This is a genomic window from Nonomuraea sp. NPDC003727 (assembly GCF_053586935.1).
On sequence record NZ_JBSFNE010000009.1, the window covers coordinates 213783 to 239638 of the forward strand.

The window sequence follows — 25856 nt, forward strand, 5'->3', positions numbered from 1 at the left end:
CGGCCCGGCTCAGAGGCCGCCGAGGCCGCCCTTCGTGTCCAGTTTGGGGGTCAGCGTGCCGCCCGCCACGTCGTAGTCGAGTGCGGAACTGCTGAACTCCGGCATGGTGCCGGACTTCAGGTTGGTGAGCTGGTTCGGGATGCCCTTCATCGTGGGGAAGGCCTTCCCGCTGGCCTCGGACTGCTGGACGGCCTGGTAGAGCAGGGTGGTGAGGAGGCCGACCGCGATGCCGTGCTTGAGCAGCACCTTCTTCCCCGCTTCGACGGCGACCTTGCCGACCTTGAGATCGAGCGCATAGGCGAAAGGCACGTAGCGCTGGATCGCGATCATCGCCAGGGCGTACATCATCATGAAGCTGGCGATGCCCATGAAGGTGATCGCCCCGTAGTAGTACAACTTCGCGCTCTGGTCGACGGCTTCACCGGTGGCGTTCCGCGTTGACTTGAGCGTGGCGAGGGACTGGGTGAAGTCGTTGTACGCCTGGTCGAACTGCTCGCGGGCCGCGCCCTCCCACTTGACTCCCGGGCCGCTGAGCGCGGCCTGCAACTCCTTGAGCTGCCCTTCGAGCGCGGTCAGTTCGGAGGTCAGCCCGCCGTGGTCGGTGGTGCGCCAGTTCTTGGCCGACGAGGACATCCGTCCGGGGTCGGAGACCATGAGGCCGATCATCAGAACCACGTAGTAGGCCCAGGGACGCCTGATCAGGAGTGCCGCGCCCGATGCGGTGGCGGCCGCTGCGTAGTAGAGGCCCTTGCCCTCCCCGTAGCTCACTACTTCTCCTTGCCGATGATCTCGGGGGCGATGTCCTCGTCGTCACCCCACACGCCTTCGTCCTCCGACAACAGCGAGCCCTGCTCCCTGTCGCGCTCGTCGCTGCTCGCGCCGCTCATCGGCATCATGGGCGCCATCGGCATGCCGCTGCCCAGGCCGCCGGGCGTGCCCAAGCCTCCCTGCCCCCGCAGACCGGCGCCGGCGCCACCGTCGGAGCCCGCGCCGCTGCCGGTCGGCGAGCCGAATGCGGTTCCCGGGCGCGTGCTCAGATCGGTCAGGTTCGGGTTCGGTACCCCGTTGAGCTGCTGCGTCCTGGGATCGAACGAGGACAGGCCGGTCTTGTCCTGCGGCTCGTTGAGCGCCGAGTCGATGTCGGGGACTTTCATGTTGGGGTCGTTGCCGCCGGGCAGGTCGGAATCCGGCCGGTCGACCCCGGGCAGATCGGCGCCCGGCACGTCGGTCGTGGGCCGGTCGGTGCCCGGCAGGTCGCCGCGCGGGAGGTCGCCACCCGGACGGTCCGTGCCGGGCAGGTCCGTACCGGGGAGATCCGTGTCCGGCAGGTCGCCGCCGGGCAGGTCGCCGCCGGGCAGGTTCGTGTCCGGCACGGTGGGCATCTTCGGGGTCGGGACACCTCCGGCGCCCGAGTCGATCTCCTCCTCGTTGCGCCACATGCCGTAGTCCGACGTCTCGGCCTCGTGGTAGTTGGCGTCGGCCTTCTTCAGCGCGGCCTGCCAGCTCTGCAGCGCCTTCTTGCCTCTCTCCAGGGCGGCGGACTGGGCCGCGATCGCCTTGTCGTGGGCTCTGGTGATCCCGATGCCGATCGTCCCGAAGCTGGGAAACGGGACACCCATGTGGCTGGACTTGGCCCGCAGCACGTCGATGAGTGCCGCCTGGCCGTTGATCTTGCCGCTGGCCGCGTCGAGTTCTCCTACCTTGAAGGAGATGCCCGACGAGCGCTGCGGCACCTGGATGCTCGTCGGGAAGGCACCGTAGCCACCGTAGGGCTGCTGGCCCGTACCGCCCTGCTGCTGGCCGGTCGGTTGCCGGCCCGTGCCGCTTGGCTGCCGGCCTGTGCCGCTTGGTTGCTGGTCGCTCATCCGATCACCGGGTCCGTCACGTCGTGGCTGCTGGTCCAGGCCGATCTGTCCTCCGACAGGTGGGTGGCGCGCTCCAGGTCGCCGCCCTCGTCACCCATCGGGCCTCCGGTCCCCATCATGGGCAGGAACGGCATGCCTGACAGGCCCGCCGGGCTGCCGCCGCGCATCGCCCCGAGGCGCCCGCCGGGTGTGTACGCGCTGTTCGGTGAACCGATCACCGACGGGACGCCCGGGGTCGTGCCGGTCGGCGTCGGGGTCGTGGCGGGGATCGCCGTTCTCGGAGGATGGTTGCCGATCGTGGTCGGCGTGGTGGTCGGGGGCTGGTAGGCCGAGGTCTCGGTCCGGGCGGGGTCGGCCTCGGGAGTGGCGTCGTCGAGGTCGGTCCTGTCCTGGGCGCCGATGACCGGAGGGGCGGTGCCGTCCTCCGTGCCCGCGCTTGTGCTCTGGCCGCCCGGCTGTTGCCCGGATCCGTCCCCACCGCCTGGTCGCTGCCCGTCGCCGGGCTGCTCCTGGCCGGGTTGCTCAGCGGGTTGCGTCCCCGGGACGGCGCCGTCGTCGCCACCCGGGCGGACGTCGTCCTGGTGGCCGTCCGCCGCGACCCGCGTGGCGGTCTCGCCCGTGCCACCCGAGCCGCTGACGCTCGCACGGTCGGCGCCGGGATCGCCGTCGCCGAACGTGGGCCCCTGGCTCCCGCTCGTCCCCCCGTATTGGACGCTCGTCAGGTCACCACCGGGCCCGGCCGGGATCGTCACGGCGGGCAGTTCGTAGGTGATGTTGTAGGGGACCGAGGTGAGGTGCAGGTCGCGGATCTTCTCATTGAGTCTCTTCAGGGCCTCCTGCGCCCTGAGGTCCTCGACCGCGGCGATGGCGTTGGTCTCGTCGTCGCCCTCCAGGTCGACCTTGAGCAACAACTTCTGGACCCGGACCATCTCCTGGACCTGCGGGTCGGTCTTGTCCACCTTGATGCCCTGGACCTCGGCGATGGCCGCGGGGATGTACCCCGCGTAGGCCTCCAGGCTCCGGCCCATCTCCGCGAGCTTCCTCGCCAGTTCCTGCCCTGTGGCGTACATGAGTTCAAGCGCGGTGCGGGCCCTGTCGGCGTCCGGCCCCTTCCAGATGGTGAGGATCCTGCCGGCGTGGTCCTCGATCCCGACGACCGCGTTGATGACCGCCTCGGCCGCGCTGATGTAGGTGGATCCGGCCCCTTTGACCTGATCCGGCTGGCACGTCCCCAGCAGGCGGAGGATCTCCGCCTTCGGATGGGGCTCGCCCTCACCAGTGGGCACCCTGTCGCTCCAGATGACGAGCGTCTCGCGCTTCGAACCGCTGTCGGCCATGGTCAGGTGCTCTCGTTCCGCGTGTCCGCCTCGGCGTGGTTTCCCGCGCTCGCCTCGATGGCCGCGATGACGTTCTTGTACGCCTTGATGAACTCGGCGTGGACCTGGCCGAGCTTCTGTCCCGCGCTGTCCTTGCCCGCGGTCGCGCCGAAGGTCTTGGCGTCCGCCCATTCCCCGAACTGGGTGGCGCCGGGCTGGACGTCGATCAGAGCCCTCCCGCTGATCCCCGGCCTCTCCAGGGTCGCGAGGTTCTTCGACAGAGCCTCGGCGATCGAGCGCATCATGGAGGGCTCGTGCACCCTCCCGTCGCCCTGGAACTTCTCGGCCGTGTGCGGCTCGACGCTGAGCGGATCGGTTGGCGGTTCGGGTTCCTGCTTGCCCATCGCTTACCCCTGCAGATGCGAGATCTCGGTCACCGCGTCGCCACGGTGACCGAGGAGGCGCGTCAGTCCGTCCAGATGGCGATGTTGCGCCGCTCGGCGCTCTCGTAGTTGCCCTTGGCGATGTTGACGGCGCCGGCCGCCTGGAACAGTTGCTTGGCCATCGCCTGCTCGTGGGCGTTCCACTGGTCCTTCTTGGTGTTGAAGAACTGCTCGGCCTCGCCTTCCCAGCTGGCTGCGAGCTCCTTCTTGATGTCGGAGAACAGATCGTCCGTGGCCTTGTCGAGCTCGGTCACGATCTTCTTGAGCTCCTCGTACGCCTGCTCCATGCTGCCGAACTTGACGAATGTGTGATCATCGGGGACGGTCACTGGGATCTCCGTTGCCTCGGTCGGCTAGTTGTCGTTGACGACGTTGTCGATCCGGCCCATGAAGCCGTCCCTGGTCAGCGACCCGGACAGCTCCATGTTCTGGTCGGCGGCGTTCCGGTAGACGCCGGCGCCGATGTTGAGCCGGTCGTGGATGTCCTCGAGGATCTTGATCACAGCCTTGAACTCGACGTCCCACTCGTCGAGCGCGTGGCTGAACTTCTGGGCCGCGCCACCCCGCCAACCCTGGGTGGTCAGGTCGCCCTTGATCGTCTGAACCCGCTGACGCATGCCTTCGATGTACTGCGCGGTGTCCTGGCAGTACCCGGCAGCATTGGTCAACTGCGTCGGACTTGCTCCGTACAGTGCCACTGGACCTCCAAGTGGACATTTCCTTGTCTCGCACGGCGGTTGGTCGACGCGAATAGGGCGGACAACCTCCGCGAAACAACATCGATTCGCATGGTAACCACCACTTGCCACACTGATCACAAAGTCGCGCAAACGGGAAAAACTCTGCGCTTAGCGCCAACACTTTCTGCGCTCTGCGCTAACGACGCGAAGAATGCGGCGTCGCAAGATTGCCCCTCGGCGAATGCGGCGCGGCCCGGATGGGGCCTGAACGCTCGCAGAACCGCCACCGTCGAGCGGATCAGCCGGCCCGACGGTCAAACCCCGCGATATGGAGATGAAGATCTTGAGGTTGAAGAAGAGGACGATCGGCGCGGTCATCGTGGCCGCGCTCGGCACGACGGCGGTCTTCACCGCCACCACCGCCTCGGCCTCCGGCCGGACGACCGAGACGCCCGCCACGGTCTGCGGCCCCGGCTACTCGGTCGAGCGCCAGGCCACGTTCACCGGCGGCGTCGCCTACCTGCTCTACAACGCCGGCAAGCAGAACGCCTGCGCGGTGACGTTCAAGACCAAGGACGTGGGCACGCGCACCTTCGTCTGGTCCGCGGTGGACGTGAAGGGAGCGGGCGTGGTGAAGAACGAGGAGATCACCCCTCTGCACACCGTGCCCGTCTACCACGCCGCGCCGACCGGCTCCTGGGTGAAGTTCTCCGGCGGCACCAAGACCACCGACTCCGGTGGCGGATACGAGCGCATCAGCTGACGACCTCGTCCCCGGGCGCCGGGCGCCCGGGGACCCCCTCGCTCCGCCGCTTGGCTCGCAGCAGAGTGTCAGCCCGACAATCCGCGTACCCAGGTGTAGATCTCGAGCACGCCGGCCGCGAGCGGGAAGAGCTCGACGACGAGCAACACGTCCAGGATGTCCCCGGCCCGCCCCCAGAACGGCGAGGGCTTCCCCGACGACAGGGTCCTCCCGATGCCCACCGCCAGCAGGGCCACCCACAAGACGCAGACCGCCACGGCCAGCGCGCCGATGACCCCTCCCTTGGAGCTGAGCGCGAAGGCCACCATGGCGAGCCCCGCCAGGCCGGAGCCGACCAGCCAGATCCGCTGGCCGACGCCGGAGAACACGCGGGCGCGCATGACGAGCGTCAGGGAGAGCGCGACCGCCATGATGTCGGCGACCAACCCGTCGTGCAGTACCAGCAGCGCCTCGGCGACCAGCGCGGCCAGCCCGACAGCGGTGATCAGCCCCGTGGCGTAGTGCTGGGCGATCACGGTGCGCTCCTGGATCGCCGCCGCGTCGAGCCGCTGGTTGTCGGCGCGCAGCTCTTCTGCCGTGGTGGGCATGGCCGGCAGCGGCACCCGGGCCAGCCGGAACGAGAGCGTCGGCACCAGCGGGCTCAGCGCCAGCAACACGGCGATGGCCACGGCCGCCACTCCCGCGGGGGCGGCCCCCGACACCATGACCACCGCCGCGCAGACCGCACCGCACGTCGCGGCGACGGCCGTGCCGAGGAAGCCGGGTATGCCGTGCGAGATCGTCATCCCGGCGACGGCGGCGGCGAGCGCCGTACAGGCGAACGCGGCGAGCACATGGGGAGCGCCGACCTCGGCCATGCTCCCGCTGCCCGCGGGGGTGAACAGCCCGGCCAGGAAGCCGTACGGCAGCGCCGCGTGGCCGATCAGCGCGCCGGCCGTGGAGTCGCCCATGGCCCGCGACAGCACGGTCCCCGCGGCGATCAGCAGCAGCGCGAGCACTCCGAAGACGACCGTGCCGACCAGCGGCGGCAGGCCCGCCAGGGCCAGGCCGACGGCGCCGAGGACCAGCAGTCCCGTGGCGCCGGCCGCGCCGAGGGCCCTGCTGTGCGCCGCCGTCCACGTGCCCGGTCCGTTGCGCACGCCGGTGGCGACGACGTCGGCCACGTCATCGAAGATCGCGGCAGGCAGGATCGACTCGCGCGGGCGGAGGTAGAGGACCTCGGCGTCGAGCACGCCGAGCGTGCCGAGGCTCTGCTCCAGGTCGAGCGGAGCGCCGCCGAGCCGCTGCAACGTCCATCCCGGCGACGACGTGGCGTCACCGCCCACCTCGCCGAGCATGCGCAGCAGCCCCGGCAGCACGTGCGGCAGCGGGATGTCGGCGGGCAGCGTCAGGTCGGCCTTGCGGTTCGGCCCCACGATCGTGACGTTGCACAACACCGGCAGCGGCAACGGCAGTTGCGCGAGGGCACCCTGCTGGATCGGCCCCGACTGCGTCGGCGTGGAGCTGTCGGCTCCCTCCGCAGGCGGCTGAGACTCCGGCGGCGGCTTCTGAACCTTCGATCCCACGGTGCACTCCGTCCCAGAAGCATCACGGACAGCACAGAACATAGCGGGTCGCTTCTGGTAAGAACGTCGCGTGAGCAAAGTGGTTGTCCGGCGCCCTGAGCGCCGCCCCGGCCCCAAGCCACCTCGCGGGGAAGTCATGCTGGAGTCCCCGCCGGAGATCCCCGAGGTCCAGGGCCAGGGGTTCATGCTGGTGCTCGCCTACCTGCCCATGGTGGCGGGCGCCGCGGCGATGGCCCTGATGTTCACCGCGGGCGGCAACTCCAACCCGATCATGTACGTGGCCAGCGGCCTGTTCGCGGTCTCCATGGTCGGCATGACCATCGGCCAGATGGGGCGCCAGGCGGGCGAGCGCAAGCACCGGCTGAACGGCGCCCGCCGCGACTACTTCCGCTACCTCGGCCAGATCCGCAGGAAGGCCAGGCGCGCCGCCAAGCAGCAGCGCGAGGCCCTGGAGTGGAGCGGGCCCGAGCCTGACTCGTTGTGGTGGATCGCGATGGGACCCCGCTTATGGGAGCGCCGTCCCCGCGACGAGGACTTCGGCACGATCCGCCTCGGCACTGGCGTGCAGAAGCTGGCCATCCAGCTCTTCCCGCCGGACTCCAAACCCGTGGAGGACCTGGACGCGCTCTCGTCCGGCGCGCTGCGGAGATTCATGCGCGCGCACTCCACGCTCTCCCGGCTGCCCGTGGCCGTCGCCCTCGCCTCCTTCGCCCGGATCCGGCTCACCGGCGACCTCGCGGCGATGCGGGATCTCGTACGCGCCGTGATCGGCCAGATCGTCGTCTTCCACTCCCCCGACGACATCCGGATCATGGTCTGCGCCGACCAGGAGCGCATGCCCCACTGGGAGTGGGTCAAGTGGCTCCCGCACGCCCTCCACCCCGACGTGGTCGACGCGTCCGGGCCGGTCCGTCTGATGGCCGAGAACATCGGCGAGCTGGATCGGCTCGTCGGCGGCGACCTCAAGGAGCGGCCCAGGTTCCAGCCGGGCGCACCCGCCGACGAGCTGCCGTACCACGTGGTGATCGTGGACGGCGGGCACGTGCCGCACGACTCCCAGCTCGGCAGCGACGCCATCCTGGGCGTGACCGTCATCGATCTGACCGGCTCCACCGGCGCCGTCGAGGAGGGCAACACGCTGCGGATGGAAGTCCAGCCGGACAACCTGCACATGGTGAAGCTCGACCACGCGGGCAAGGAACGCAAGACGCGGCTGGGCGCGCCGGACAAGCTCTCCTTCGTGTGGATGGAAGGGCTGGCCAGGCAGCTTTCCCCGCTTCGGGCCTCGTCGAGGAGCGGCGGCGACGGCGAGGACATGTTGTCGGTCAACACGACGCTCACCGACCTGCTGGGGATCAGCGACCCGCGCACGCTGGACCCGGCGGTCACCTGGCGGCCACGGGCCGGCCGTAACAGGCTGCGCGTGCCGATCGGGCTCGGCGCCGACGGCCGCATGGTGGAGCTCGACATCAAGGAGTCGGCGCAGGGCGGCATGGGCCCGCACGGCCTGCTGATCGGAGCCACCGGCTCCGGCAAGTCGGAGCTGCTGCGCACGCTGGTGCTCGGGCTCGCGGTCACGCACTCCTCGGAGATCCTCAACTTCGTCCTGGTCGACTTCAAGGGCGGCGCGACCTTCCTCGGCCTCGACTCCCTCCCGCACGTCTCAGCCGTCATCACCAACCTGGAGGACGAGCTCCCGCTGGTCGACCGCATGCACGACGCCCTGCACGGCGAGATGGTGCGCAGGCAGGAGCTCCTGCGGGCGACCGGCAACTACGCCTCGCTCCGCGACTACGAGCGGGCCCGCGAGCAGGGCGCCGACCTGTTGCCGCTGCCCACGCTGTTCGTCGTGCTCGACGAGTTCAGCGAGCTGCTGTCCACGAAGCCCGAGTTCATCGACCTGTTCGTGATGATCGGCCGGCTCGGCCGCTCGCTCGGCGTGCATCTGCTGCTGGCCTCCCAGCGCCTGGACGAGGGCAGGCTACGGGGGCTCGACACGCACCTGTCGTACCGGATCGGTCTGCGCACGTTCTCCGCCATGGAGAGCCGGGCCGTGCTGGGCGTGGCCGACGCGTACGAGCTGCCCTCGGCGCCGGGCAACGGCTACCTCAAGTTCGAGACCACCGGCATGACCAGGTTCAAGGCCGCCTACGTCTCCGCCGCCTACCAGCCCGACCCCAGGCACGTGACGGACAGCGGGCAGCCCGCGGCCCGCGAGGTCATCGAGTACGGCCGCGCCTTCGCGCCGCTGCCCGTCGTCGAGACCCCGCCGAAGGAGGCACCGGCGGAGGCGGAGGAGGGCGGCTCCCAGTCGAGCCTGCTCGACATCGTGGTCGGCCGGCTGGCGGGACGTGGCCCCGCGGCGCACCGCATCTGGCTTCCGCCGCTGGCCGAGCCGCCGACCCTGGCCCACCTGCTCCCCTCGTTGTCGGTGACTCCGGAGCTCGGGCTGTCCACGCCGGGATGGGACGGCAGGGGACGCCTGCACGCCGTCATCGGCATCATCGACCGGCCCTTCGACCAGCGTCGCGATCCGTACTGGCTGAACCTGTCCGGCGCGGCCGGGCACGTCGGCGTCGCGGGCGGCACGCAGAGCGGCAAGAGCACCGTGCTGCGCGCGCTGATCGCCAGCATGGCGCTCACGCACACGCCTCAGGAGGTGCAGTTCTACTGCCTGGACTTCGGCGGCGGCACGTTGTCGGCGCTGGAGGGCCTCCCGCACGTGGGCGGCGTGGCCAACCGGCAGAACGCCGACAGGGTCCGCCGTACGGTCGCCGAGATCTCGACCGTCCTCCAGCAGCGGGAGCGGGACTTCACCGAGCACGGCATCGATTCGATCGCCACGTACCGCAAGCGGCTGGCCGACGGCAGCATCGAGGGCGACGGCTGGGGCGACGTGTTCCTGGTCGTGGACGGCTGGCTGACGATCCGGCAGGAGTACGAGAGCCTGGAGCAGGTGATCACCGACCTCGCCGCGCGCGGGCTCGGCTACGGCATCCACGTCATGGTGACCACCAACAAGTGGTCGGAGTTCCGGCCGGGCATCCGCGACCTGTTCGGCACCAGGATCGAGCTCAAGCTCGGCGACGCCTACGAGTCGGAGGTCAGCCGCAGCGCGGCGCTGGCGGTGCCCGAAGGCGCGCCGGGACGCGGGCTCACCAAGGACGGCATGCACTTCCTGGCCGCTCTTCCCCGCATCGACGGGCTGCGCGGCGCCGACGACCTCGCCGACGGGCTGCGCGCCCTCGTGGAGATCGTCAAAGACTCGTGGGAGGGCCCGGCCGCGCGTCCCGTGCGGCTGCTGCCGTCCCTGCTCCCCGCGACCGCCTTGCCGGGCCCCGAGGAGACCGGCAAGAACCGCATCGCGATCGGCATCGACGAGGCGACGCTCTCGCCGGTCGCCCTCGACTTCGAGGCCGATCCGCACGTCGTCGTCTTCGGCGACACCGGGTGCGGCAAGTCGAACGTGCTGAAGCTGATCATGGAAGGTCTGGTCGCGCGCAAGACGCCCAAGGAAGCCAGGCTGGTCGTGATCGACTACCGCCGGTCGCTCCTCGACACCGCGGCCACCGAGCACCGCATCGGTTACGCGGTCTCCAGCGCGGCGGCGGCGGAGCTGGTGCAGGAGGTGCGCTTCGCCCTGCTCAAGCGCCTGCCGCCCGCCGACCTGACGCCCGACCAGCTTCGCGAGCGCAGCTGGTGGAAGGGTTCGGACCTCTACGTCGTGGTGGACGACTACGACCTGGTGGCCACCTCGAACAATCCCCTGCAACCGCTGGCCGAGCTGCTGCCGCAGGCGCGGGACATCGGACTGCACCTGATCCTCGCCCGTCAGATGGGCGGCGCCAACCGTGCCATGTACGACCAGGCGGTGCAGCGGCTCAAGGAGATGGCCAGCCCGGCGCTGATCATGTCGGGCAACCGGGAGGAAGGTGTGTTGTTCGGCAAGGTGCGACCGCAGCCCCTCCCGCCCGGCCGGGCCTTTTATGTGGACAGAAGGTTCGGAGACCGGCTGATCCAGACAGCTTCCTTGGAAGTGGAGGAAAACGGGACTCACCAACCTCAATGATCTCCACTATGCTCGACTTTCATGAGCGCAGGCTTCGTTGATGTTTCCTACAAGGCATTCGACGAGTGCAGGACGCGGATCAACATCGCGGCCAAGGGGTTCGATCTCGACGAAATCTTCAAGAAGACCAAGTCGAAGCCTCCCGCCGAGCTGACGGACGCCAAGCTGTTCGGCAAGCTGGACGGCGCGCAGGAGCTGGCCGCCAAGATGGACGCCGCCTGGTCCGGAATCCGCGTCGAACTCGACAGCGCGCAGCTCAAGCTGGAGAGCGTCGAGCGGGCGCTCAACGATGTGGAGGCCAACCTCCGCAAGGCGGAGAAGGACTCGGGCGCATGAGCACCGACAGCACCATCATCATCACCGTAACCGCGCCGGACATCACCGAGGTCCCCCGCGGGGCGGAGTTACAGGCCATGCTCGACAAGGTGACGGGCAATCCTCAGGGAATCAGGGCCCTCGCCTCGACCTGGCGATCATGCTCCCACCAGGCCGCGGACGTCACCTCCGCGCTCATCAGGAACATCAACGAGGTCGACCTGAAGTGGGAAGGCGATTCCGCGGACGCCTTCGACCGCCACATGCGTCTCTATCCCAAAGCGGGCGGCGAATTCAACACCGCCGTCACCGCCTGCGCGACAGCGCTCGACCAAACCGCCACGGCACTGGAGAAGGCTTCCGCGGAAATCCGCAAGCTTTGCGATGAAACGGTCGGCGGTGCGCAAGTTTTCATCGGGAATTACCTTGTCAACCACCGCGACAAGGATCAGGTCGACGCCATGCGCGCGCTGCCCGAGGACCGGGACTTCACCACTCTGGTGAACACCAAGATCGAGCTGGCCAAGGGACATGTCAAGGCCGCCGAGGAGGCCGTCACGGCCGCCAAGAACACGCTGGCCGGCCGCGTCCAGGCGAGCGGGACCGGGGAGAACTCGCGGTTCGGCTTCTTCTCCGACATCCCGTATCCCGGAGGGGCGGACTTCGACCCGGGCGACAAGAAGGTCATCTGGAAGCGGACGACATCCTCTCAGGGGGACACGCGGCTGTCGGGCGGTGACGGCTCGAAGTCCGGCGGCGGCGCGGGAGCCGGTGGCGGCTCCGGGTCGGGCGGCGGGGTCTCGCCGGCAGGCACCACGCCCGCGCCCAAGGCCGAGGTCGTCGAGTGGATCAAGCAGGCGCTCACCGTCATCAAGTCACCCGAGATGGCGGACGTCATGCGCGAACGCGGCGTCGACGTCAATGACCTGGACCCGAACGACCCCCAGGACGTCCAGCGCATCTGGACGATCATCTACCATGAGTCCGGCGGCAACCCCGGCGCCGTCAACACCTGGGACATCAACGCCAAGAACGGCGTTCCGTCCCAGGGCCTGATGCAGACCATCCCGCCGACGTTCAACGCGCACGCCCTGCCCGGCCACGGCAGGATCCTGGATCCGGTCGACAACATCATCGCGGGAGTCCTGTACACCTACAGCCGCTACGGCAACCTCGGCGGCCACCCCGGCATCCAGTCCCTCGAACGAGGCGGCGGATACAAGCCCTACTGACGGTCGCGGCAGCCGCCGCTCGTCCGGATCTCGGGCGACGACGACGGCCCCACCCGGAAAGCTCGGGGTGGGGCCGTCGGTCGCCGGATCAGCCGCAGTTCGCCCAGCCCGCGGCGGTGCTTCCCGCATCGACGCTGCCGGAGAACTTCACGCACCTGCCCGGGGCGACCAGCTTGACCGGCCCGGCGTAGTACTTGTAGTTGCCGCTGTCGGTCGCGCTGCCCCCGCCCTGGACCTCGAGCGTCGCGCTGACCGGGCTCTCCCTGCCCACGCCCGCGTACTTCATCGTCACCACGCAGTTCTGCTTGGTGCCGCTGTTGTACAGCTGGAAGGTCTCACCACCGTTGAACGCCTGCGAGCGCTGCACGTAGAAGCCGGACCCGCACACCTGGACCGGCGTGTAGGGGTTCTTCGGCTCCGGCTGCGGCTGCGCGGGCGGCGGGGCCGCGCTCTTCGTCTCCGGCGGGGGCGCGGGGGCCTCCGTCGCAGGCGGCGGAGCCGGCGCCTGTTGCGTGCTCTTGACAGGAGTCGGCGTCGGGGACGGAGGCTCGGTGCTCTTCTTGGGCGTCGGGGTCGGGGGCTCGGTCGTCTTCTCAGGAGTCGGGGTCGGCTCCTGGGACTGCTCCGGCGTCCTGGTGTTCCTGGGCCTCGTGTCCTTGGGCGTCGGCGTCGCCGTGACCGTCTTGGTCACCCGCGGGCTCTTCGGCTGTGCAGGCGTCGCCTGCGGGGTCGTCGGCTGCGCGGTCGGCTGCTTGGTCGGCGGCGGGGTCGTCGGCTGAGCCGTGGGAACCGGCTGGGTCGGCGGCGGCGAGGGCGTCGGCACCATGCTGTACGCGGGCGCGGTCGGGACGCCCGACGGCTCCTCGGTGGGCAGGACGAGCGGGCCCACGCCGTACGGGTCGGCCTCGGACGCCGTGGCCCACGGCACGGTCACCTCGGGCTGCGGCTGGTCGGCGCCCGGCTCGCCCGGCTGCGCGACCGCCCCGTCATCGGAGTCGGCCGTCCCCTTCTCTCCCGCGTCGGCCGATCCGGTGGCTCCGCCGGTGACCTTGCCGTCGGCCGAGACGCCGATCGAGTTGATCCGCTGGGTGTCCGTGTAACGACTGGCTCCCCAGATGCCCACGCCTGACAGCACCATGAGCGCGGCCACCGAGGCGGCCAGGCCGACCGGGAACCTCCGGCGCGGCGAAGACGGTTCCACGACCGACGCCTGCAACACCTGGGGCCGCTGCGGCGACTCCCACATGGGCTGCTGCGGCTTGGGCCTTTCCCACGCCTGCTGTGGCTTGGGCGGCTCCCACGCCTGTTGCGGCTTGGGCTGCTCCCACACCTGCTGCGGGGGCTGGACCGGCACACCTTCGAGCGGCGCGCCGTCCGCCGCCGGCGGCAGGGCGGGGAGACCGAACGCCGGAGGCCGGGTCACCGCCTCCGCCGGCGGCGGCTCAGCCGTGACCTCCGGCTCCGCCGCCGGGCCGCCGAGCAGGCGCAACAGCGCTGTGTACGTGGTCGGCCGCTGCCCGGCGTCCTTCGCCAGCGCCGCGGACACCACGCCCAGCAGCGGCTCCGCCAGCGTGCCCAGCGCGGGCACCCCGGTCAGCACCGCGTCGGCGTCCTGACCGAACGGCGCCTTGCCGGTGGCCGCGAAGACCACCGTGGCCGCCCAGGCGAACAGGTCCGCGGAGGAACCGTACGGCTCGCCTCTCAGCTGCTCGGGCGAACGGTAGCCGATCTCACCGGCGGGCTCGCCGAGGTCCAGGTCGGTCACCCGGAGGCCGTCGGCGCCCATGATGACGTTGCTGGGGGTCAGTCCCCGGTGGGTGATGCCCGCCAGGTGCGCGGCGGTCAGCGCGGTCAGCGTGCCGACGGCCACCCGCTCCACGGCCTCGGCGTCGAGCGGCCCATCGGCTGCGACAAGCTCGGCGAGGCTGCGCCCCTCGACGTGTTCGCGCACGACGTAGAGGTGGCCCTCGTGCAGACCGACGTCCACCGTTCGCGCGATGGACGAGCTGGAAAGGCGCCGGACCCTGGCGAAACGCGCGACGCCTTCCGGGTCCGGCTTGCCGGTGAACAACTTGATCACCCGGAGAGGCGCGTCCTCCGACTCCCGGCCCAGGAAGGCCGTCCCGCGCGGCCCCTCCGGCAGGCGTTCCAACAGGTCGTGGTCGCCCAGCCGCATCGGATCGTCCGGCTGTAATGGGTCCATCGTAGGTTTCCCTTCATCAAGCGCTGCGGCGCAGCGCCTGCATCAGCAGTCACATGGGTCATCAGGTCGGTGGGCCCGCCCGCCATCCACGGCTTCTGCCGAGCGGCAGCACCCGGGCGAGCGCGCCGGCCGCGGCGGTGAGGATCAGCGCCCCCGCGGTCACGGCCAGCGAGATGTTCCTGGCCCCGGCGTCCTCCGGTGGGAGTTTGGCGATCGCGTCCGCCGCGATGGGAGCGGGCGGAGGCGCGGCCACCAGCGGCCGGCCCGCGGGCTCGAAGGGCAGGACGGCGCTGACCGCCTGCACCGGATTGACCATGCCCGCCCCGGTGCCCTTGCCGACGGAGCCGTCGGCCGTGGCGATGATGCGCCGCCGCACCTGCTCCTGGTTGAGATGCGGGAACCGGGCGCGCACCAGCGCGGCGGTCCCTGACACGTAGGCGGCGCCGAAGCTGGAGCCCTCGAGATCCAGCTTGTACGTGCCGTGCGGCCACGGGGCGATGATGCCGACGCCCGGCCCCAGGACGCCGACGGGTGTGGCCGTGTTGGAGGAGTCGGCGCGCCGCCCGTCGGTAGTGGCCGAGCCGACGGCCAGCACTCCCTCATAGGAGCCCGGATAGGCGGGCACGTCCTCCTTCTTGTCGGTGATGTTGCCCGCGGCGGCGACGATCACGACATCTCTGGCCAGGGCGTTCTGGACGGCCGCCTTGAGCGTGGGATTGTCGGCCGCCTTGATCGAGATGTTGATGACGTCGGCCTTGAGCTGGACCGCCTTGTCGATGGCCGCCGCCAGGTTGGCGACGTGGCCCTCGGCCTGGTTGCTCTGTTTGAGCTCTATGACGGTCGCCTGCGGAGCCACGCCGTGGAAGGCGACGCCTGGATAGACGCGGCCGGCGATGATTCCGGTGACGGCGGTGCCGTGACCGACGCAGTCGGTGTAGCCGGTTCCGGTGAAGTCGACGAAAGTGGAGAGCCAGGGCAGTTGCGGGTGCTTGACGTCGAGGCCGCTGTCGATGACCGCCACCCGTACGCCGGCGCCGGTGCTCAGCCGCCACGCCGTCTTGATGTCCAGCCGCTTCTGCGCCCAGGGCTCTCCGCCGGGCAGCTTCACCACGCCTGCTTCGGGGTTGCACTCCTCACGCGCCGACGTGGCGGTCGCCGGGGTCGCGACCGCTGGAGCGACGACGAGGCCGAGAGCGGACACGGCCGCCAGAAGCACTCGACCGAGCACAGCCGAACGCCGCACTTTGTCCAGATATATCCGAGCGATCCGCCCCGACTGCGCAGGACCATCACGGCTTCCCGCCGGCACGGAGGCGCGGCTCGCGCTCGTGCGACGCCGACCGCCCCACCGCTCTACCAGGGTCATCTCAGCCATCCAGGTCGAACCGCGTCTGACCGCCGGATCCGGCGATCAACACGACCAGCAGGGCAACGAGCAACGCGGGCGTCCTGGCCCTGGCATCCGCGCCCCCGCGCACCTGCCCCGATCAAGTCGCATTCGTTCGAGAGGCAATCCTGCGACGCCGGATACCCCGTGTCGTTAGCGGAGAGCGCAAGATATCTTGGCGGAGAGCGCAGATCATCCGGCCCCGGCCAGGCGACCCCGCCGGGGCCGACCAGTGGGCCCGTCAACGCGCTCCGGTACCCTCTCGTGATCTTCACACAGCGCTCGAGTCCCGGCCGGACACCGGGACCCCCCTTGAAACCAACCTGGAGTAGTCGTCAATGACCATGCCTGAGCACAGCACGACCTGGCACGACGCTCGCTACGACATGCCCGTCAGTCGGCAACTGGAGCGCTACAACGAGCTAGCCGCCAGGAACGCATCGGCTCGTGCCCGGATTGAGCTGGTGGAACGAGGGATCTATGACCCCGCCCGGCATGGAGCCGATGACCGGCCTCCGCTCACCGTGGCCGAACACATCGAATTGCTGGCATTGGCGGAGAGCATCGCGCGCACCGTGCGCCATCCCTCCAACGTCCACCACGCGCTGCTGGCTGGGGTGACCTGGGCCGATATCGCCCGCATCGCCGACTCCGACGAGCTCGCCGTCCGGCGGGACTACCAGCAGTGGGCTGACGATCAGTACGACCTCAACCAGCGCTTCCCCGACCGCGGCATGACCGCCGATGAGCACGCCGCCGCGACGGCCAGAGCAGCGGAGGGGCCTTGAGACACCTTCTTGCTGACCGAGACACCGTCGCCGACTTTGTGGGCACCTCACGTCCGGCGATCTTCGCGGCCTCCACGCTGCCCGTGAGGGTCGCCAGGGAGATCGCGACCTTCTTCACGTCCGTGAGCTTCCGCGCGCCGGGCCGGCAGACCACCAGAACCCACGGAAACCGGTGCCGGCGGTCGATGTCGCTCCGGTCGTCGGCGCAGTGGTAGCCGTATTCGGTGGTGCCGTCCCGCTTCTCGGCGACGGCTTGGCCGTCCACGGACGCTTGGGGGCGAACCTCCTTCGACGGCGGTGGCGACGACGTCGCCGAGGAGCCGTTGTACGACCCGCAGGTGAAGAGGCTCCGCGTCAGCGCGGGGTGAGGACGCAGAACTCGTTGCCCTCCGGGTCGGCGAGGACCGTCCACGACACGTCACCCTGGCCCACGTCGAGGTCGGTGGCGCCGAGAGCCCGCAGCCGGGCCACCTCCGCCGCTTGATCGTCGCCGGGGTAGGGCCGGAGGTCGAGATGGATGCGGTTCTTCACGGTCTTCACATCAGGCGTGCGGAGGAACTCGAGATACGGCCCGACACCCTTGGCGGAGCGCAGCACCGCATGATCGTCGGTCACCTCGTGCAGGGTCCAGTCCATCGCCTCGCCCCAGAACCGGGCCATGGCCCGGGGGTCCGCGCAGTCGACCACCACCGCGGCCATCGGCCCGGTGTCCCGGTAGACCGATCGAGGCTCCAACACGCAGAACTCGTTGCCCTCCGGGTCAGCGAGGACCGTCCACGGGACGTCACCCTGGCCCACGTCGACGGGCGTCGCGCCGAGATCCTGGAGGCGCGCGACCAGATCCGCCTGATGGGCCGCAGAGGTGGTGGCGAGGTCGATGTGCACGCGGTTCTTCACCGTTTTGGATTCCGGGACGCGAAGGAAGTCGATGCAGAGAGCGATGGGGTCGGGATAGGCGAAGCCCTCGGGCTCGACGTTGGTCTCGCCGGCTTCGTCGCCGGAGACGTTCCAGCCGAGCGCCTCCGCCCAGAACCGGCCGAGTGCGGAGTCATCACGAGCATCCATCGCAACGTGAACGAGCCGTGTCGCCATGCCGCCGATCCTATGCACGCGTCGATGAGGACCCAGCTGGGGCATCGAGGGCCGAGAAGCTGAGGACCGCGTCCAAGGCCGCGTAGTAGAGCTGAGGCGCGTGGGGACGTCGGCGGTGACCGCCTAGCCCGCCTCACCGCCGTCGTCCAGGTGCCCGATGGCCTGCTCGGACGCAGGCGTGCGGCGGCGGAGCCTCTGGCGAGCTCCGGCCTCCTGCCGAGCACGCGGATGGCGCTGCAGATGAGCGTCGCCTTCTCCGTGGCGTTCCGGCGCAGTGATCGGCAGCGAGGTTGTCGGACCGTTCCGCTACCTTTCCACCATGGCGGAATTCGTACTGGTCGCGGGCGCGTGGCTCGGATCGTGGGCGTGGGACGAGGTGGTGCCGGAGCTGCGTGCGGCCGGCCACGGCGCCCACCCGTTGACGCTGTCCGGCCTCGCCGACAGGCGTGGCCTGCCAGCTGGGCAGCAGACCCACGTCCAGGACATCGTCGACGAAGTCGGACGCCACGATCTGCGCGACGTCATCCTGGTCGGGCACAGTTACTCGGGCATCCCGGTCGGTCAGGCCGCCGAGCGGATCGGTGACCGGCTGGCCCGCGTGGTCTTCGTCGACTCCAACGTTCCCGCCGACGGCGAGTCGTTCGTGTCCCGCTGGTCGGTTCACGGCCGGACGATGGTGGAGGCCTCGATCGCCGAGAACGGGGGCTTCTGGTCGCCGCTGGTCGCGGCCGACTACGACGGTCAGGGCCTCACCGGAGAGCAGATCGCCCGGATCGTGCGCGGCTCGACACCACACCCGGGGGCCACGCTGACCGAGCCGGCCGTACTGGCAGGCCCGCTCGGCCGGCTTCCGGCGACGTACGTCAAATGCCTGCTCGACGGCGACAAGCCGAGCGACGACGTGGTCGAGCTGCTGACCAGCGAGCACTGGCGGCTGGTCGAGATGAACACCGGCCACTGGCCGATGTTCTCCCAGCCACGCGAGCTCGCGCGAATCCTGCTCGACGCGGTGGCAGGCGGGTAGGTCCGGCGCCGCGGCCGCTTTGGCGAGGGCTGCCCGGATGGTCTCGTCGCCGACCCGGTCGACAGCGGCTTGCACCTGGGGGGACGCTGTTCCGGCGCGGCCGAGAACGAACTCCTGGACCGGCGGGCGGCGTGGACAGTTCGGCACGCGGGGCGGGCACCGTCGATCACCTCAGTCGTTTGTGCGCGTGGGCCAGTAAGTGGTGGGTGGCCGCCTGGCCGCCGACGGCGATCTGGCTGACCAGGAGGCTTCTGGTGCCGTCGCCGGCGTTGGGCGAGTCGGGCGCCATCCTCGACCAGGCGTGCCTGATGTGCGTGGCCAGATAGCGGGTGTCGCTGCCGGTGTCGGCGAGAACGACGACGCGGTGGACGGGGTAGCGGTCGATGACGCGCTGAAGTTCGTAGCCGGTGCCGATGTTCTCCTTCTGGAAGCCCGACAGGTCGATGACGACGAGGTCGGCGAGACCCAGCAAGGTGTCGACGGCGCGTTTCCAGTAGGCACCGTGGCACAGGTACGCGGACATGGGGTAGCTGCCTTTGCGGTCCCAGACGCGCACGCCTTTGCCGCCGGTGCCCCTGATGGTGCGAAACCCGCTGGGCAGCGGCTCGAAGGGCCGCGCGTCGAGCTCGCGCAGCATGCGTCGGTCGGAGGCGATGAACAGCTCTCCGAGCGTCCCGGCGCGCCGCATCCGCGCCAGCTCGGAGTGGCGCACGGAGGCGGCGCTGCGCAGCAGGTGCACGTACCCGCAGCGGCGAAAGGCCCCTTTGACGAAGTCGCGCACCCGTAGCTCGTTCTCGAACAGCCGGAAGTAGACGATGCTCAGCGGCGGCTGGCCGAAGACGTTGCGTGCGGCGCTGACTTTGGGCAGGCCGAAGACGATGGTCCGGGGCGGCGCGTAAAAGGTGATCTTCAGCTCGGGGATGACCGGCGCTCGGTAGCGGGACAGGGCGGCGGTGGCGGGCGGCATCAGCTCGGCGAAGGCCGGGTCCTGCGAGAGCTTGCGCACCTGCCTGGCCAGCAGGTGCCGGCGCGTGACGTCGACGGCGACCACAAGCAGCACTACCAGCCCCACCCCGCCGGCCAGGGCGGCGACCAGCATCGCCTCCTCGGCGCGCGAGCCCATCCGCTCGGGCGTGAGCACGGTGCCCAGCGCCACGATCGCCAACGGAAAGGCCACCCACGGCACGGCCAGCATCAAGACGTTGCCCAGCGTGGTACGGCCGGGCCGCGACTGCCGCAGGGCGGCGCCGTGCTCGGCCGAGGGCGGCAGCAGCAGCGCCTTGGCCGGATCGCGCGCCCGCCGTTGCTGCGACAGCGCGATTTGCCAGCGGACCACGCGCACGACCAGCGCGACGGTGAACAGTGCGGAGGCCAGGCCAGTGCCGCCGGCCAGCCAGGGGAAGAGCTCGAAGTCGCGGGGGATCCGCACGCCGACGGTCACCGCAGGAACCCGGCCGCTCATGTAGGCGAAGACGAGCGAGGCTATGCCGCCGGTGTAGAGGCCCCCGAGCAGGTTGCCGCGCGCCGCCTCGGCCTCGGCCGCCGGGTCAAGCCGATACCGCATGAGCCACCTCCGTTCCCACCGAGTGTGGCCACCCAAGATCCCCGGCACATGAGTAGCCCCTACTCAGGAGGGGGTACAGGGGCTCTACCGCGGTCAACGCGGTACCGGGCCGAGCGGAAGCTCCTCATCACAGACCACTGACAGGCGCAGAAGCCACAGGTCGCTACCGCTGATTTCCGCACCCAACCTCCTCGATGGCCCATCGGCCGCTTCGTCCCCCAGATCGTGACGTGTTCGACGCCGCAATCTTGGGATCAATGGAGGCACCACGGCGGAGAGCGCACCGGCAGATCTTGGCCGACTCGGCTCGATGCCCTCGGCTGACCCGATCCCAGGCAGCACGAGGACGAGCGAGCGGCTGAGCCGGCCCCCGGACCGGCGACAGCCCGCAGCGGGCCAGCGAACGCGCGATCGGCGCTGATTCCGTTCACGGGACAGACGGGAGGTCGTGGGACCGAGGTTCGTCAGCGTGATCGCGGTCAGCGTCTCGGCCCACCGCCGCTCACAACGGATCGCAGGCGGGATCGTGTTTCTCATAGAGCCGGGCGAGCAGACGATTGAGCTGCCGTTGTTCGGCTGCGTTGAGCGGCGACAGGAACTCGGCCTCCGCCTTGGACAGCTGATCGAGCGCCTCGTCCACCACCTTCGTGCCGGCATCGGTCAGCCTGACCAGGTACTTCCTTCGATCAGCGAGGTCGCGTTCACGGTGCGCGTAACCCAGCCGCTCCAGCTTGTCCACGACCGCCACCATGGTCGTCCGGTCCATGCCGGTGAGCCGGCCCAGTTCGCGCTGGGACAGCCCCTCACCGTGGGCGACGCTCAGGACGCGCAGGTCACGACCGGTGAGAGACCAGCTGTCCAGCGCGTTACCGATCACTGCGCGGGCGGCGTCGCCGAGACGGAGCATCATGTGGCTGGTCGCCGAGGTGACCAGCCGCGCGGCCGGGGTCGGTTCTCTCATGAGGGCAACATACGTCATAGCACCGATCATCAGTTACTATGATCGTCAGCACCGCTGATGAATCGGAGTGTGCCATGAGCTCAGTTGCCACTCGTGAGACCGCGCTTCGCGTCGCCCTCGTGGCGATGGGGCTGGTCACCACCCTCCCCGCCCTCGCACTGGTCACCTCGTACGCGCTGGAATGGACCTACGGGGTGATCGCCCCCGAACCGATGACGCTGGCACTGCTTCAGCACCGGGGCATGCTCCAACTGCTGCTGGGCGCGGCCCTGATCTGGGCGGCCTTCTTCCCGCCGGCGCGGCGGGCTGCCGCGATCGCCGCGGTGGCGGGCAAGTCGACCTTCCTCCTGCTGATCCTGCCGAACCCCGACCTGCGTGCCGACCTCGCGCCCTTCAGCACGGTGGTCGATCTGACCTGCATCGTCGTGCTGTCGGTCTACATCGTCTGGAGTACCTCGGTCAGCGTCAGAGGCGGTCGACACGCCCCGCATTGACTTTCTGGGCAGTCGGACGGCTGTGCTCTCTCAGCCGGCGTGAAGGATCCGCAAGCGATCGGGTGCCGCCGGATCTCGGTCGACGACCTGGACCGGCGCCCAAGCCCACTGCCAAACGCTGATGCCTGGCGTGCGGGAGAACTGGATCTTCCCGCGGGTGCCTTCGACTGCAACGCGCGGCCAGGCTTCGGCAGTGCGTGCCCGGTCCACGCCACCAGACCGCAGCGCATCAGCGAGGACGGTGACCGTGTCGTAGCCCTCGAAGGCGACGAAGGAGGGCGCCGCGGCCAGCCGTTCGCGCAGGACCTTCTCGACTCGTGCCCCGAGTGGGCTGAGGCACTCGGGCAGGTAGCGCAAGAACGGGATCGCGGCGCCGTCGTCGCCCAGCAACCTCGCCCATTCGGCGAACTCCGGCTGCCCGGCCGGAGCACCAATCATGATCTCGGCCAGGCGCGGGTCGCGGCGGACAGACTTGACGATCGACACGGCCGGCTCCGGGTGGCCGACCAGAAGAAGGAGGGCCGTCGCGCGATTGCCGACGAGTTCGTCGCACACGGCCGTGGGGGCGAGCGCGCCCATGTCGAGCTCGATGACGGTGCCGCCGTGCGGAGCGAGGTAGTCCCGCAGAATGCGGGCCCCGGATGCCCAGTAGACACTCGGCTGGGCAGCTACGGCGATCCGCCTGTGGCCCGCGCTGAGAAGGAAGTCCGCGTAGATCTGCCAGCCGTGGGACTGCGCCGGGGCGACGCGCGCGACCCATTCCGTCGGCTGTTCGGTGAGCGTGTCGAGAACCGCTGAAGAGCAGAGGTACGGCAGGCCGAGGGCCTCGGCCCTGGCCGCAGCGGTGCGAGCGACCACGCTGTGATACTCCCCCGCCAAGGCGGCCACGCCCAGGCGAGCCAATTCATCCACGGCCGCCGCGGCCCGCTGCGGATCAGCCGCAGTGTCCCGGACCACCAGTTCGAGCGGTCTTCCGACGATCCCGCCGGCGTCATTGACATCGCGAACGGCCAGCTCGAGTCCGGCGAGCAAATGTTGGCCTGCCTCGACCCAGCCAGGCCGAGTCAACGGAACGAGAGCGCCGATCTGGACGGATGATCCGTCAGTCCGCTCCACTGCAGGCGGTGATGGTGGCGTGTTCATGCGTGGCGTCTCCCGTGTGACGTTTCGGTCGCAGTCTGCCCTGATCACAGAGTGGCAAGGCCAGATAGTACGCGTTCATCTCATCTCGCCGGGGCGGGCGCCCCCCGCGACCTGTACGACCCCGGCCGCCCCATCACCTCACGTGTTCCTCAACCACTCACACCCGGAGGGGTTGGACCAGCGGATCGATCCGGGCGGGCCTGAGACACCCCCTCGTCCGCCTCTTGATCCTCTTTCTGGGCAGGGGGTGTCAGTCGGTGCTCGCGGCGGAGGCGAAGGGGCCGTCCAGGGCGGCCCATTGCAGCAGCAGGATGGTTTTGCCGTCGGTGATGCGTGCGTCGCGGACCATGGCGAGGGCGTCGGTGAAGGGCAGTTCGAGCACTTCGATGTCCTCGCCGTCCTCCTCCAGCCCGCCGCCGTGTGCTGTGCGGTCGGCCGGTGTGTAGGGGGCGGCGTAGAAGTGCAGGCGCTCGGTGACCGAGCCGGGGCTCATGTAGGCGTCGAGGACGTGGGTGAGCGGGCCGAGCGTGATGCCGAGCTCCTCGGCGGCCTCGCGCCGGATGGCGGCGACCGGGTCGTCGCCGTCGAGCAGTCCGGCCGCGGCTTCGATGAGCATGCCGTCGGGGTGGTCGTTGACGTAGGCCGGGTAGCGGAACTGGCGGGTGAGCAGCACGCGCCCGCGGTCGGTGTCATAGGGCAGGACGACCGCGCCGTTGCCGCGGTCATAGGTCTCGCGCTGCTGGGTGACCCAGCGTCCGTCGCGGCGCCGGTAGTCGAAGGTGGTGCGGCGCAGGACGTGCCAGCCCTGGGAGGTGAGCTCCACGTCGCGGACCACGACGTCGGAGTTGCGGTCCAGATCACGCCCGACGCGGTCGAGGCCGGTGCGGCCGCGGTGGTCGGGGACGTCGATGCCGGGGCGGGTGTTCACGCGGTCTCCTGCGGAGTGCGGCGCGGGATCTCGTTCACGTCGTGGTAGACGGGCAGCGCGACCCACTCCCCGATCATCGGGACGTGTCCGGCGGCGAAGACCGGCCACGCCGCCGCTTCGAGGCGGGCGAGGTTGGCGGCCATGGCCTGCGGGTCGCCGTCGGTGCCGGAGCGGTAGGGCCCGGCGATCAGGATGAGCATCGGCTTGTCGGTCATGACGCGCTACGATACATGCAGAAACGTGCAAGAACTGGAGAGAACGTGCATGCTGGCTGCTGAACGGCGTGACCACCTGCTGGGCCTGCTCGCCCGCGAAGGCAAGATCGTCGCCAAGGACGTCGCCGCGGACCTGGGCATCTCCGAGGACAGCGTGCGGCGCGACCTCCGCGACCTGGCCGCCGAGGGCCTCTGCCACCGCGTCTACGGCGGAGCGCTACCCGTCTCCCCTGCCGTGGCGGACTACACCGCCCGCAAGACCGTCACCCCCGACGGCAAACGGAAGGTCGCCGCGGCGGCCGCGGCGCTGGTACGGCCGGGCAGCGCCGTGATCCTGGACGGCGGCACCACCGCCCTGGCCGTCGCCCACACGCTCTCGCCGGACCTGGCCTGCACCGTGATCACCCACAGCCCGACCATCGCCGCCGCGCTGCTGGAACATCCGCGGGCCGAGGTCTTCCTGCTCGGCGGCCGCATCTTCAAACACTCGGCGGTCGCCTGCGGTGCCGCCGCGGTGGAGGCGGCCCAGAACGTCTCGGCTGACCTCTGCCTGCTCGGCGTCACCGGCGTCCATCCCGAGGCGGGACTGACCACCGGCGACGCCGAGGAGGCCGCGATGAAGCGCGCCCTGGCCGCACGGGCCGCCGACACCTACATCCTCGCCTCGTCGGAGAAGATCGGCACGGCTTCACGGTTCCGCGTCCTGCCCTGGGAGGAGATCAGCGGACTGATCACCGATGCCGATCCCGGCCACGCAGTCGTCGAGCAGCTCACGGCACGCGGCGTGGAGGTTCTGGCAGCCGGCTGAAAGCCACGCGCCGAACACGGGAGCGCAGGAGGTAGCGGTTCAGCCGGCCACAGGAACTGACTAGCCTCGGCCGTATGGTGTTCGACTCCGTTCATTTCGATCTCCAGTCCTATGCCGGTTTCGACATGGATCGATACGTTCGGCGGACGCACTGCAGCTGGGAGGACCTCGGCTGGCAGTCCTTGCTTGCGCAACGGTTCGACCACGTCCCGCTGGTCGAGGACATGGAGTTGCCGGCCGCGGCGGACGTGCACCTGATACTGCCCGTAGGAGGCCGGACCGTGATGGAGACACGGATCGATGGTCGATGGAGCCGCCACACCTGGGTACCGGGGCGGCTCGAACTGGGCATCCCGGACCGGCCCGCCGTCCGCCGCTATCGCGCGGACGGCCCGTTGCGCAGCGTGCAGGTCCACATCCCGCGCGGCACCGTCGAACGGACCGCCGAGCAGCTGGGTGGCCGCGCGGTGGACTACGCGAGCATGGCGGCGTCCGTGGCCGCCGGCGATCCGCTGATCGAGGAGGCTGTCCGCGCCGCCGGCTTCGCGGAGGAGACCGGCGACCTGTACGCCGAGTCCGCGGCCGCCTTCCTGGCCGTGCACCTGCTCACCCGCCATTCCCGGTCACCTGGTCAACGGACGCCGGGGCGGGAGGACGCACGCGTCCGCGCGGCGATCGCCGTCATGCGTGACCGGCTGGCCGAACCGCTCACCCTGGCGGACATCGCGGACGAGGTGTACCTCAGCGTCTATCACCTTGTTCGCGTGTTCAACCGAGCAACAGGAGAAACGCCCCACCGGTTCCTCATCCGCTTGCGGATCGAGAAGGCGCAACGCCTGCTGCGGGATACCGACCTCACGGTCGCCCAGATCGCGCCGCTCTGCGGTTTCGCCAGTCCCGGTGCTCTGTCGACGGCCTTCCTGCGGCACACCGGCACCCGTCCCTCGGCATATCGCAATTCCTGACCGCTCTCCCGGCAATCTCACGCATGGACCCGGGGG

24 protein-coding genes are annotated in these 25856 nt (G+C 69.9%); 9 read left to right on the forward strand and 15 right to left on the reverse strand.

The window, feature by feature from the left end:
• Positions 1-9: 9 nt before the first annotated feature.
• The 6 genes from ACWDLG_RS23825 to ACWDLG_RS23850 all read right to left on the reverse strand — a co-directional run bounded on the left by ACWDLG_RS23825 (position 10) and on the right by ACWDLG_RS23850 (position 4442).
• Positions 10-768 carry a WXG100 family type VII secretion target gene (locus ACWDLG_RS23825; RefSeq protein WP_449923285.1) on the reverse strand — a complete coding sequence of 253 codons (759 nt, stop codon included), beginning with the start codon at positions 766-768 and terminating at the stop codon, positions 10-12.
• On the reverse strand, positions 768-1865 hold the full coding sequence (locus ACWDLG_RS23830) for a hypothetical protein (protein ID WP_449923288.1): 1098 nt from the start codon (positions 1863-1865) through the stop codon (positions 768-770). The genes ACWDLG_RS23825 and ACWDLG_RS23830 overlap by 1 nt, the downstream gene beginning before the upstream one ends.
• Positions 1862-3202: a hypothetical protein gene (locus tag ACWDLG_RS23835; RefSeq protein ID WP_449923290.1), complete on the reverse strand. Its 1341-nt coding sequence runs from the start codon at positions 3200-3202 to the stop codon at positions 1862-1864. The genes ACWDLG_RS23830 and ACWDLG_RS23835 overlap by 4 nt, the downstream gene beginning before the upstream one ends.
• A 2-nt stretch (positions 3203-3204) precedes the next feature.
• Positions 3205-3585 (reverse strand): hypothetical protein, encoded by a 381-nt coding sequence (locus tag ACWDLG_RS23840; protein WP_449923293.1) that lies wholly within the window; start codon positions 3583-3585, stop codon positions 3205-3207.
• A gap of 62 nt (positions 3586-3647) precedes the next feature.
• The gene (locus tag ACWDLG_RS23845) at positions 3648-3953 is read right to left on the reverse strand and encodes a WXG100 family type VII secretion target (RefSeq protein WP_354908732.1); all 306 of its coding nucleotides are present in this window, start codon (positions 3951-3953) and stop codon (positions 3648-3650) included.
• Positions 3954-3977: 24 nt separating this feature from the next.
• A complete protein-coding gene (locus ACWDLG_RS23850) occupies positions 3978-4442 on the reverse strand; it encodes a WXG100 family type VII secretion target (RefSeq protein ID WP_449923916.1) in 465 nt (154 codons plus the stop codon).
• A 205-nt stretch (positions 4443-4647) separates the two neighbouring features.
• Here ACWDLG_RS23850 and ACWDLG_RS23855 point away from each other — a divergent pair, with 205 nt between their 5' ends.
• Positions 4648-5067, forward strand: coding sequence for a hypothetical protein (locus ACWDLG_RS23855; RefSeq protein ID WP_449923296.1), 420 nt, complete (start codon positions 4648-4650; stop codon positions 5065-5067).
• A gap of 68 nt (positions 5068-5135) precedes the next feature.
• Here the strand turns inward: ACWDLG_RS23855 and eccD are convergent, their stop codons facing one another.
• Complete coding sequence (gene eccD, locus ACWDLG_RS23860) at positions 5136-6632, reverse strand: type VII secretion integral membrane protein EccD (RefSeq protein WP_449923299.1); 1497 nt, start codon at positions 6630-6632, stop codon at positions 5136-5138.
• A 136-nt stretch (positions 6633-6768) separates the two neighbouring features.
• On the opposite strand from eccD, the gene eccCa reads away from it, so the two are divergent.
• The 3 genes from eccCa to ACWDLG_RS23875 are packed head-to-tail and all read left to right on the forward strand — an operon-like array spanning position 6769 to position 12248.
• Complete coding sequence (gene eccCa, locus ACWDLG_RS23865; RefSeq protein ID WP_449923302.1) at positions 6769-10701, forward strand: type VII secretion protein EccCa; 3933 nt, start codon at positions 6769-6771, stop codon at positions 10699-10701.
• Positions 10702-10722: 21 nt separating this feature from the next.
• Positions 10723-11037, forward strand: a complete 315-nt coding sequence (locus ACWDLG_RS23870) for a hypothetical protein (protein WP_449923305.1) — start codon at positions 10723-10725, stop codon at positions 11035-11037.
• Positions 11034-12248 (forward strand): transglycosylase SLT domain-containing protein, encoded by a 1215-nt coding sequence (locus tag ACWDLG_RS23875; RefSeq protein ID WP_449923308.1) that lies wholly within the window; start codon positions 11034-11036, stop codon positions 12246-12248. Before ACWDLG_RS23870 ends, ACWDLG_RS23875 begins: the two co-directional genes overlap by 4 nt.
• 88 nt (positions 12249-12336) lie before the next feature.
• Here the strand turns inward: ACWDLG_RS23875 and ACWDLG_RS23880 are convergent, their stop codons facing one another.
• Positions 12337-14451, reverse strand: coding sequence for a serine/threonine protein kinase (locus ACWDLG_RS23880; RefSeq protein ID WP_449923310.1), 2115 nt, complete (start codon positions 14449-14451; stop codon positions 12337-12339).
• Positions 14452-14512: 61 nt separating this feature from the next.
• Entirely contained in the window at positions 14513-15667 is a 1155-nt protein-coding gene (locus tag ACWDLG_RS23885) for a S8 family serine peptidase (protein WP_449923313.1), read from the reverse strand.
• 509 nt (positions 15668-16176) lie between these two features.
• Here ACWDLG_RS23885 and ACWDLG_RS23890 point away from each other — a divergent pair.
• On the forward strand, positions 16177-16626 hold the full coding sequence (locus ACWDLG_RS23890; protein ID WP_354908757.1) for a hypothetical protein: 450 nt from the start codon (positions 16177-16179) through the stop codon (positions 16624-16626).
• Positions 16627-16980: 354 nt separating this feature from the next.
• Here ACWDLG_RS23890 and ACWDLG_RS23895 read toward each other — a convergent pair whose 3' ends face one another.
• Positions 16981-17718: a VOC family protein gene (locus ACWDLG_RS23895; protein WP_449923317.1), complete on the reverse strand. Its 738-nt coding sequence runs from the start codon at positions 17716-17718 to the stop codon at positions 16981-16983.
• 319 nt (positions 17719-18037) lie between these two features.
• Between ACWDLG_RS23895 and ACWDLG_RS23900 the strand changes: the two genes are divergently transcribed.
• On the forward strand, positions 18038-18742 hold the full coding sequence (locus ACWDLG_RS23900) for an alpha/beta fold hydrolase (protein WP_449923319.1): 705 nt from the start codon (positions 18038-18040) through the stop codon (positions 18740-18742).
• Between the two features lie 166 nt (positions 18743-18908).
• Here ACWDLG_RS23900 and ACWDLG_RS23905 read toward each other — a convergent pair whose 3' ends face one another.
• Entirely contained in the window at positions 18909-20306 is a 1398-nt protein-coding gene (locus ACWDLG_RS23905) for a hypothetical protein (protein ID WP_449923324.1), read from the reverse strand.
• A gap of 502 nt (positions 20307-20808) precedes the next feature.
• Positions 20809-21267: a MarR family winged helix-turn-helix transcriptional regulator gene (locus tag ACWDLG_RS23910; protein WP_449923327.1), complete on the reverse strand. Its 459-nt coding sequence runs from the start codon at positions 21265-21267 to the stop codon at positions 20809-20811.
• 38 nt (positions 21268-21305) lie between these two features.
• Between ACWDLG_RS23910 and ACWDLG_RS23915 the strand changes: the two genes are divergently transcribed.
• Positions 21306-21761 (forward strand): hypothetical protein, encoded by a 456-nt coding sequence (locus ACWDLG_RS23915; protein ID WP_449923330.1) that lies wholly within the window; start codon positions 21306-21308, stop codon positions 21759-21761.
• Positions 21762-21791: 30 nt separating this feature from the next.
• On the opposite strand, the gene ACWDLG_RS23920 is transcribed toward ACWDLG_RS23915, so the two are convergent.
• The 3 genes from ACWDLG_RS23920 to ACWDLG_RS23930 all read right to left on the reverse strand — a co-directional run bounded on the left by ACWDLG_RS23920 (position 21792) and on the right by ACWDLG_RS23930 (position 24047).
• The gene (locus tag ACWDLG_RS23920) at positions 21792-22904 is read right to left on the reverse strand and encodes an ABC transporter substrate-binding protein (protein WP_449923333.1); all 1113 of its coding nucleotides are present in this window, start codon (positions 22902-22904) and stop codon (positions 21792-21794) included.
• A 250-nt stretch (positions 22905-23154) separates the two neighbouring features.
• Positions 23155-23832 carry an NUDIX domain-containing protein gene (locus ACWDLG_RS23925; RefSeq protein ID WP_449923335.1) on the reverse strand — a complete coding sequence of 226 codons (678 nt, stop codon included), beginning with the start codon at positions 23830-23832 and terminating at the stop codon, positions 23155-23157.
• Positions 23829-24047, reverse strand: coding sequence for a hypothetical protein (locus ACWDLG_RS23930; RefSeq protein WP_449923338.1), 219 nt, complete (start codon positions 24045-24047; stop codon positions 23829-23831). Before ACWDLG_RS23930 ends, ACWDLG_RS23925 begins: the two co-directional genes overlap by 4 nt.
• 49 nt (positions 24048-24096) lie before the next feature.
• Between ACWDLG_RS23930 and ACWDLG_RS23935 the strand changes: the two genes are divergently transcribed.
• Together ACWDLG_RS23935 and ACWDLG_RS23940 are read left to right on the forward strand one after the other, a co-directional pair.
• A complete protein-coding gene (locus ACWDLG_RS23935) occupies positions 24097-24855 on the forward strand; it encodes a DeoR/GlpR family DNA-binding transcription regulator (protein WP_449923341.1) in 759 nt (252 codons plus the stop codon).
• 74 nt (positions 24856-24929) lie between these two features.
• Positions 24930-25820 (forward strand): helix-turn-helix domain-containing protein, encoded by an 891-nt coding sequence (locus ACWDLG_RS23940; RefSeq protein ID WP_449923344.1) that lies wholly within the window; start codon positions 24930-24932, stop codon positions 25818-25820.
• The last annotated feature ends 36 nt before the right edge of the window (positions 25821-25856 follow it).

What these genes read in the sequence shown, in the direction of transcription:
- ACWDLG_RS23830 (WP_449923288.1), bottom strand. Translation starts at nt 1,865, where the DNA reads ATGAGCGACCAGCAACCAAGCGGCACAGGCCGGCAGCCAAGCGGCACG.
- ACWDLG_RS23835 (WP_449923290.1), bottom strand. Translation starts at nt 3,202, where the DNA reads ATGGCCGACAGCGGTTCGAAGCGCGAGACGCTCGTCATCTGGAGCGAC.
- ACWDLG_RS23840 (WP_449923293.1), bottom strand. Translation starts at nt 3,585, where the DNA reads ATGGGCAAGCAGGAACCCGAACCGCCAACCGATCCGCTCAGCGTCGAG.
- eccCa (WP_449923302.1), top strand. Translation starts at nt 6,769, where the DNA reads ATGCTGGAGTCCCCGCCGGAGATCCCCGAGGTCCAGGGCCAGGGGTTC.
- ACWDLG_RS23870 (WP_449923305.1), top strand. Translation starts at nt 10,723, where the DNA reads ATGAGCGCAGGCTTCGTTGATGTTTCCTACAAGGCATTCGACGAGTGC.
- ACWDLG_RS23875 (WP_449923308.1), top strand. Translation starts at nt 11,034, where the DNA reads ATGAGCACCGACAGCACCATCATCATCACCGTAACCGCGCCGGACATC.
- ACWDLG_RS23880 (WP_449923310.1), bottom strand. Translation starts at nt 14,451, where the DNA reads ATGGACCCATTACAGCCGGACGATCCGATGCGGCTGGGCGACCACGAC.
- ACWDLG_RS23890 (WP_354908757.1), top strand. Translation starts at nt 16,177, where the DNA reads ATGACCATGCCTGAGCACAGCACGACCTGGCACGACGCTCGCTACGAC.
- ACWDLG_RS23895 (WP_449923317.1), bottom strand. Translation starts at nt 17,718, where the DNA reads ATGGCGACACGGCTCGTTCACGTTGCGATGGATGCTCGTGATGACTCC.
- ACWDLG_RS23900 (WP_449923319.1), top strand. Translation starts at nt 18,038, where the DNA reads ATGGCGGAATTCGTACTGGTCGCGGGCGCGTGGCTCGGATCGTGGGCG.
- ACWDLG_RS23905 (WP_449923324.1), bottom strand. Translation starts at nt 20,306, where the DNA reads ATGCGGTATCGGCTTGACCCGGCGGCCGAGGCCGAGGCGGCGCGCGGC.
- ACWDLG_RS23910 (WP_449923327.1), bottom strand. Translation starts at nt 21,267, where the DNA reads ATGAGAGAACCGACCCCGGCCGCGCGGCTGGTCACCTCGGCGACCAGC.
- ACWDLG_RS23915 (WP_449923330.1), top strand. Translation starts at nt 21,306, where the DNA reads ATGATCGTCAGCACCGCTGATGAATCGGAGTGTGCCATGAGCTCAGTT.
- ACWDLG_RS23920 (WP_449923333.1), bottom strand. Translation starts at nt 22,904, where the DNA reads ATGAACACGCCACCATCACCGCCTGCAGTGGAGCGGACTGACGGATCA.
- ACWDLG_RS23930 (WP_449923338.1), bottom strand. Translation starts at nt 24,047, where the DNA reads ATGACCGACAAGCCGATGCTCATCCTGATCGCCGGGCCCTACCGCTCC.
- ACWDLG_RS23935 (WP_449923341.1), top strand. Translation starts at nt 24,097, where the DNA reads ATGCTGGCTGCTGAACGGCGTGACCACCTGCTGGGCCTGCTCGCCCGC.
- ACWDLG_RS23940 (WP_449923344.1), top strand. Translation starts at nt 24,930, where the DNA reads ATGGTGTTCGACTCCGTTCATTTCGATCTCCAGTCCTATGCCGGTTTC.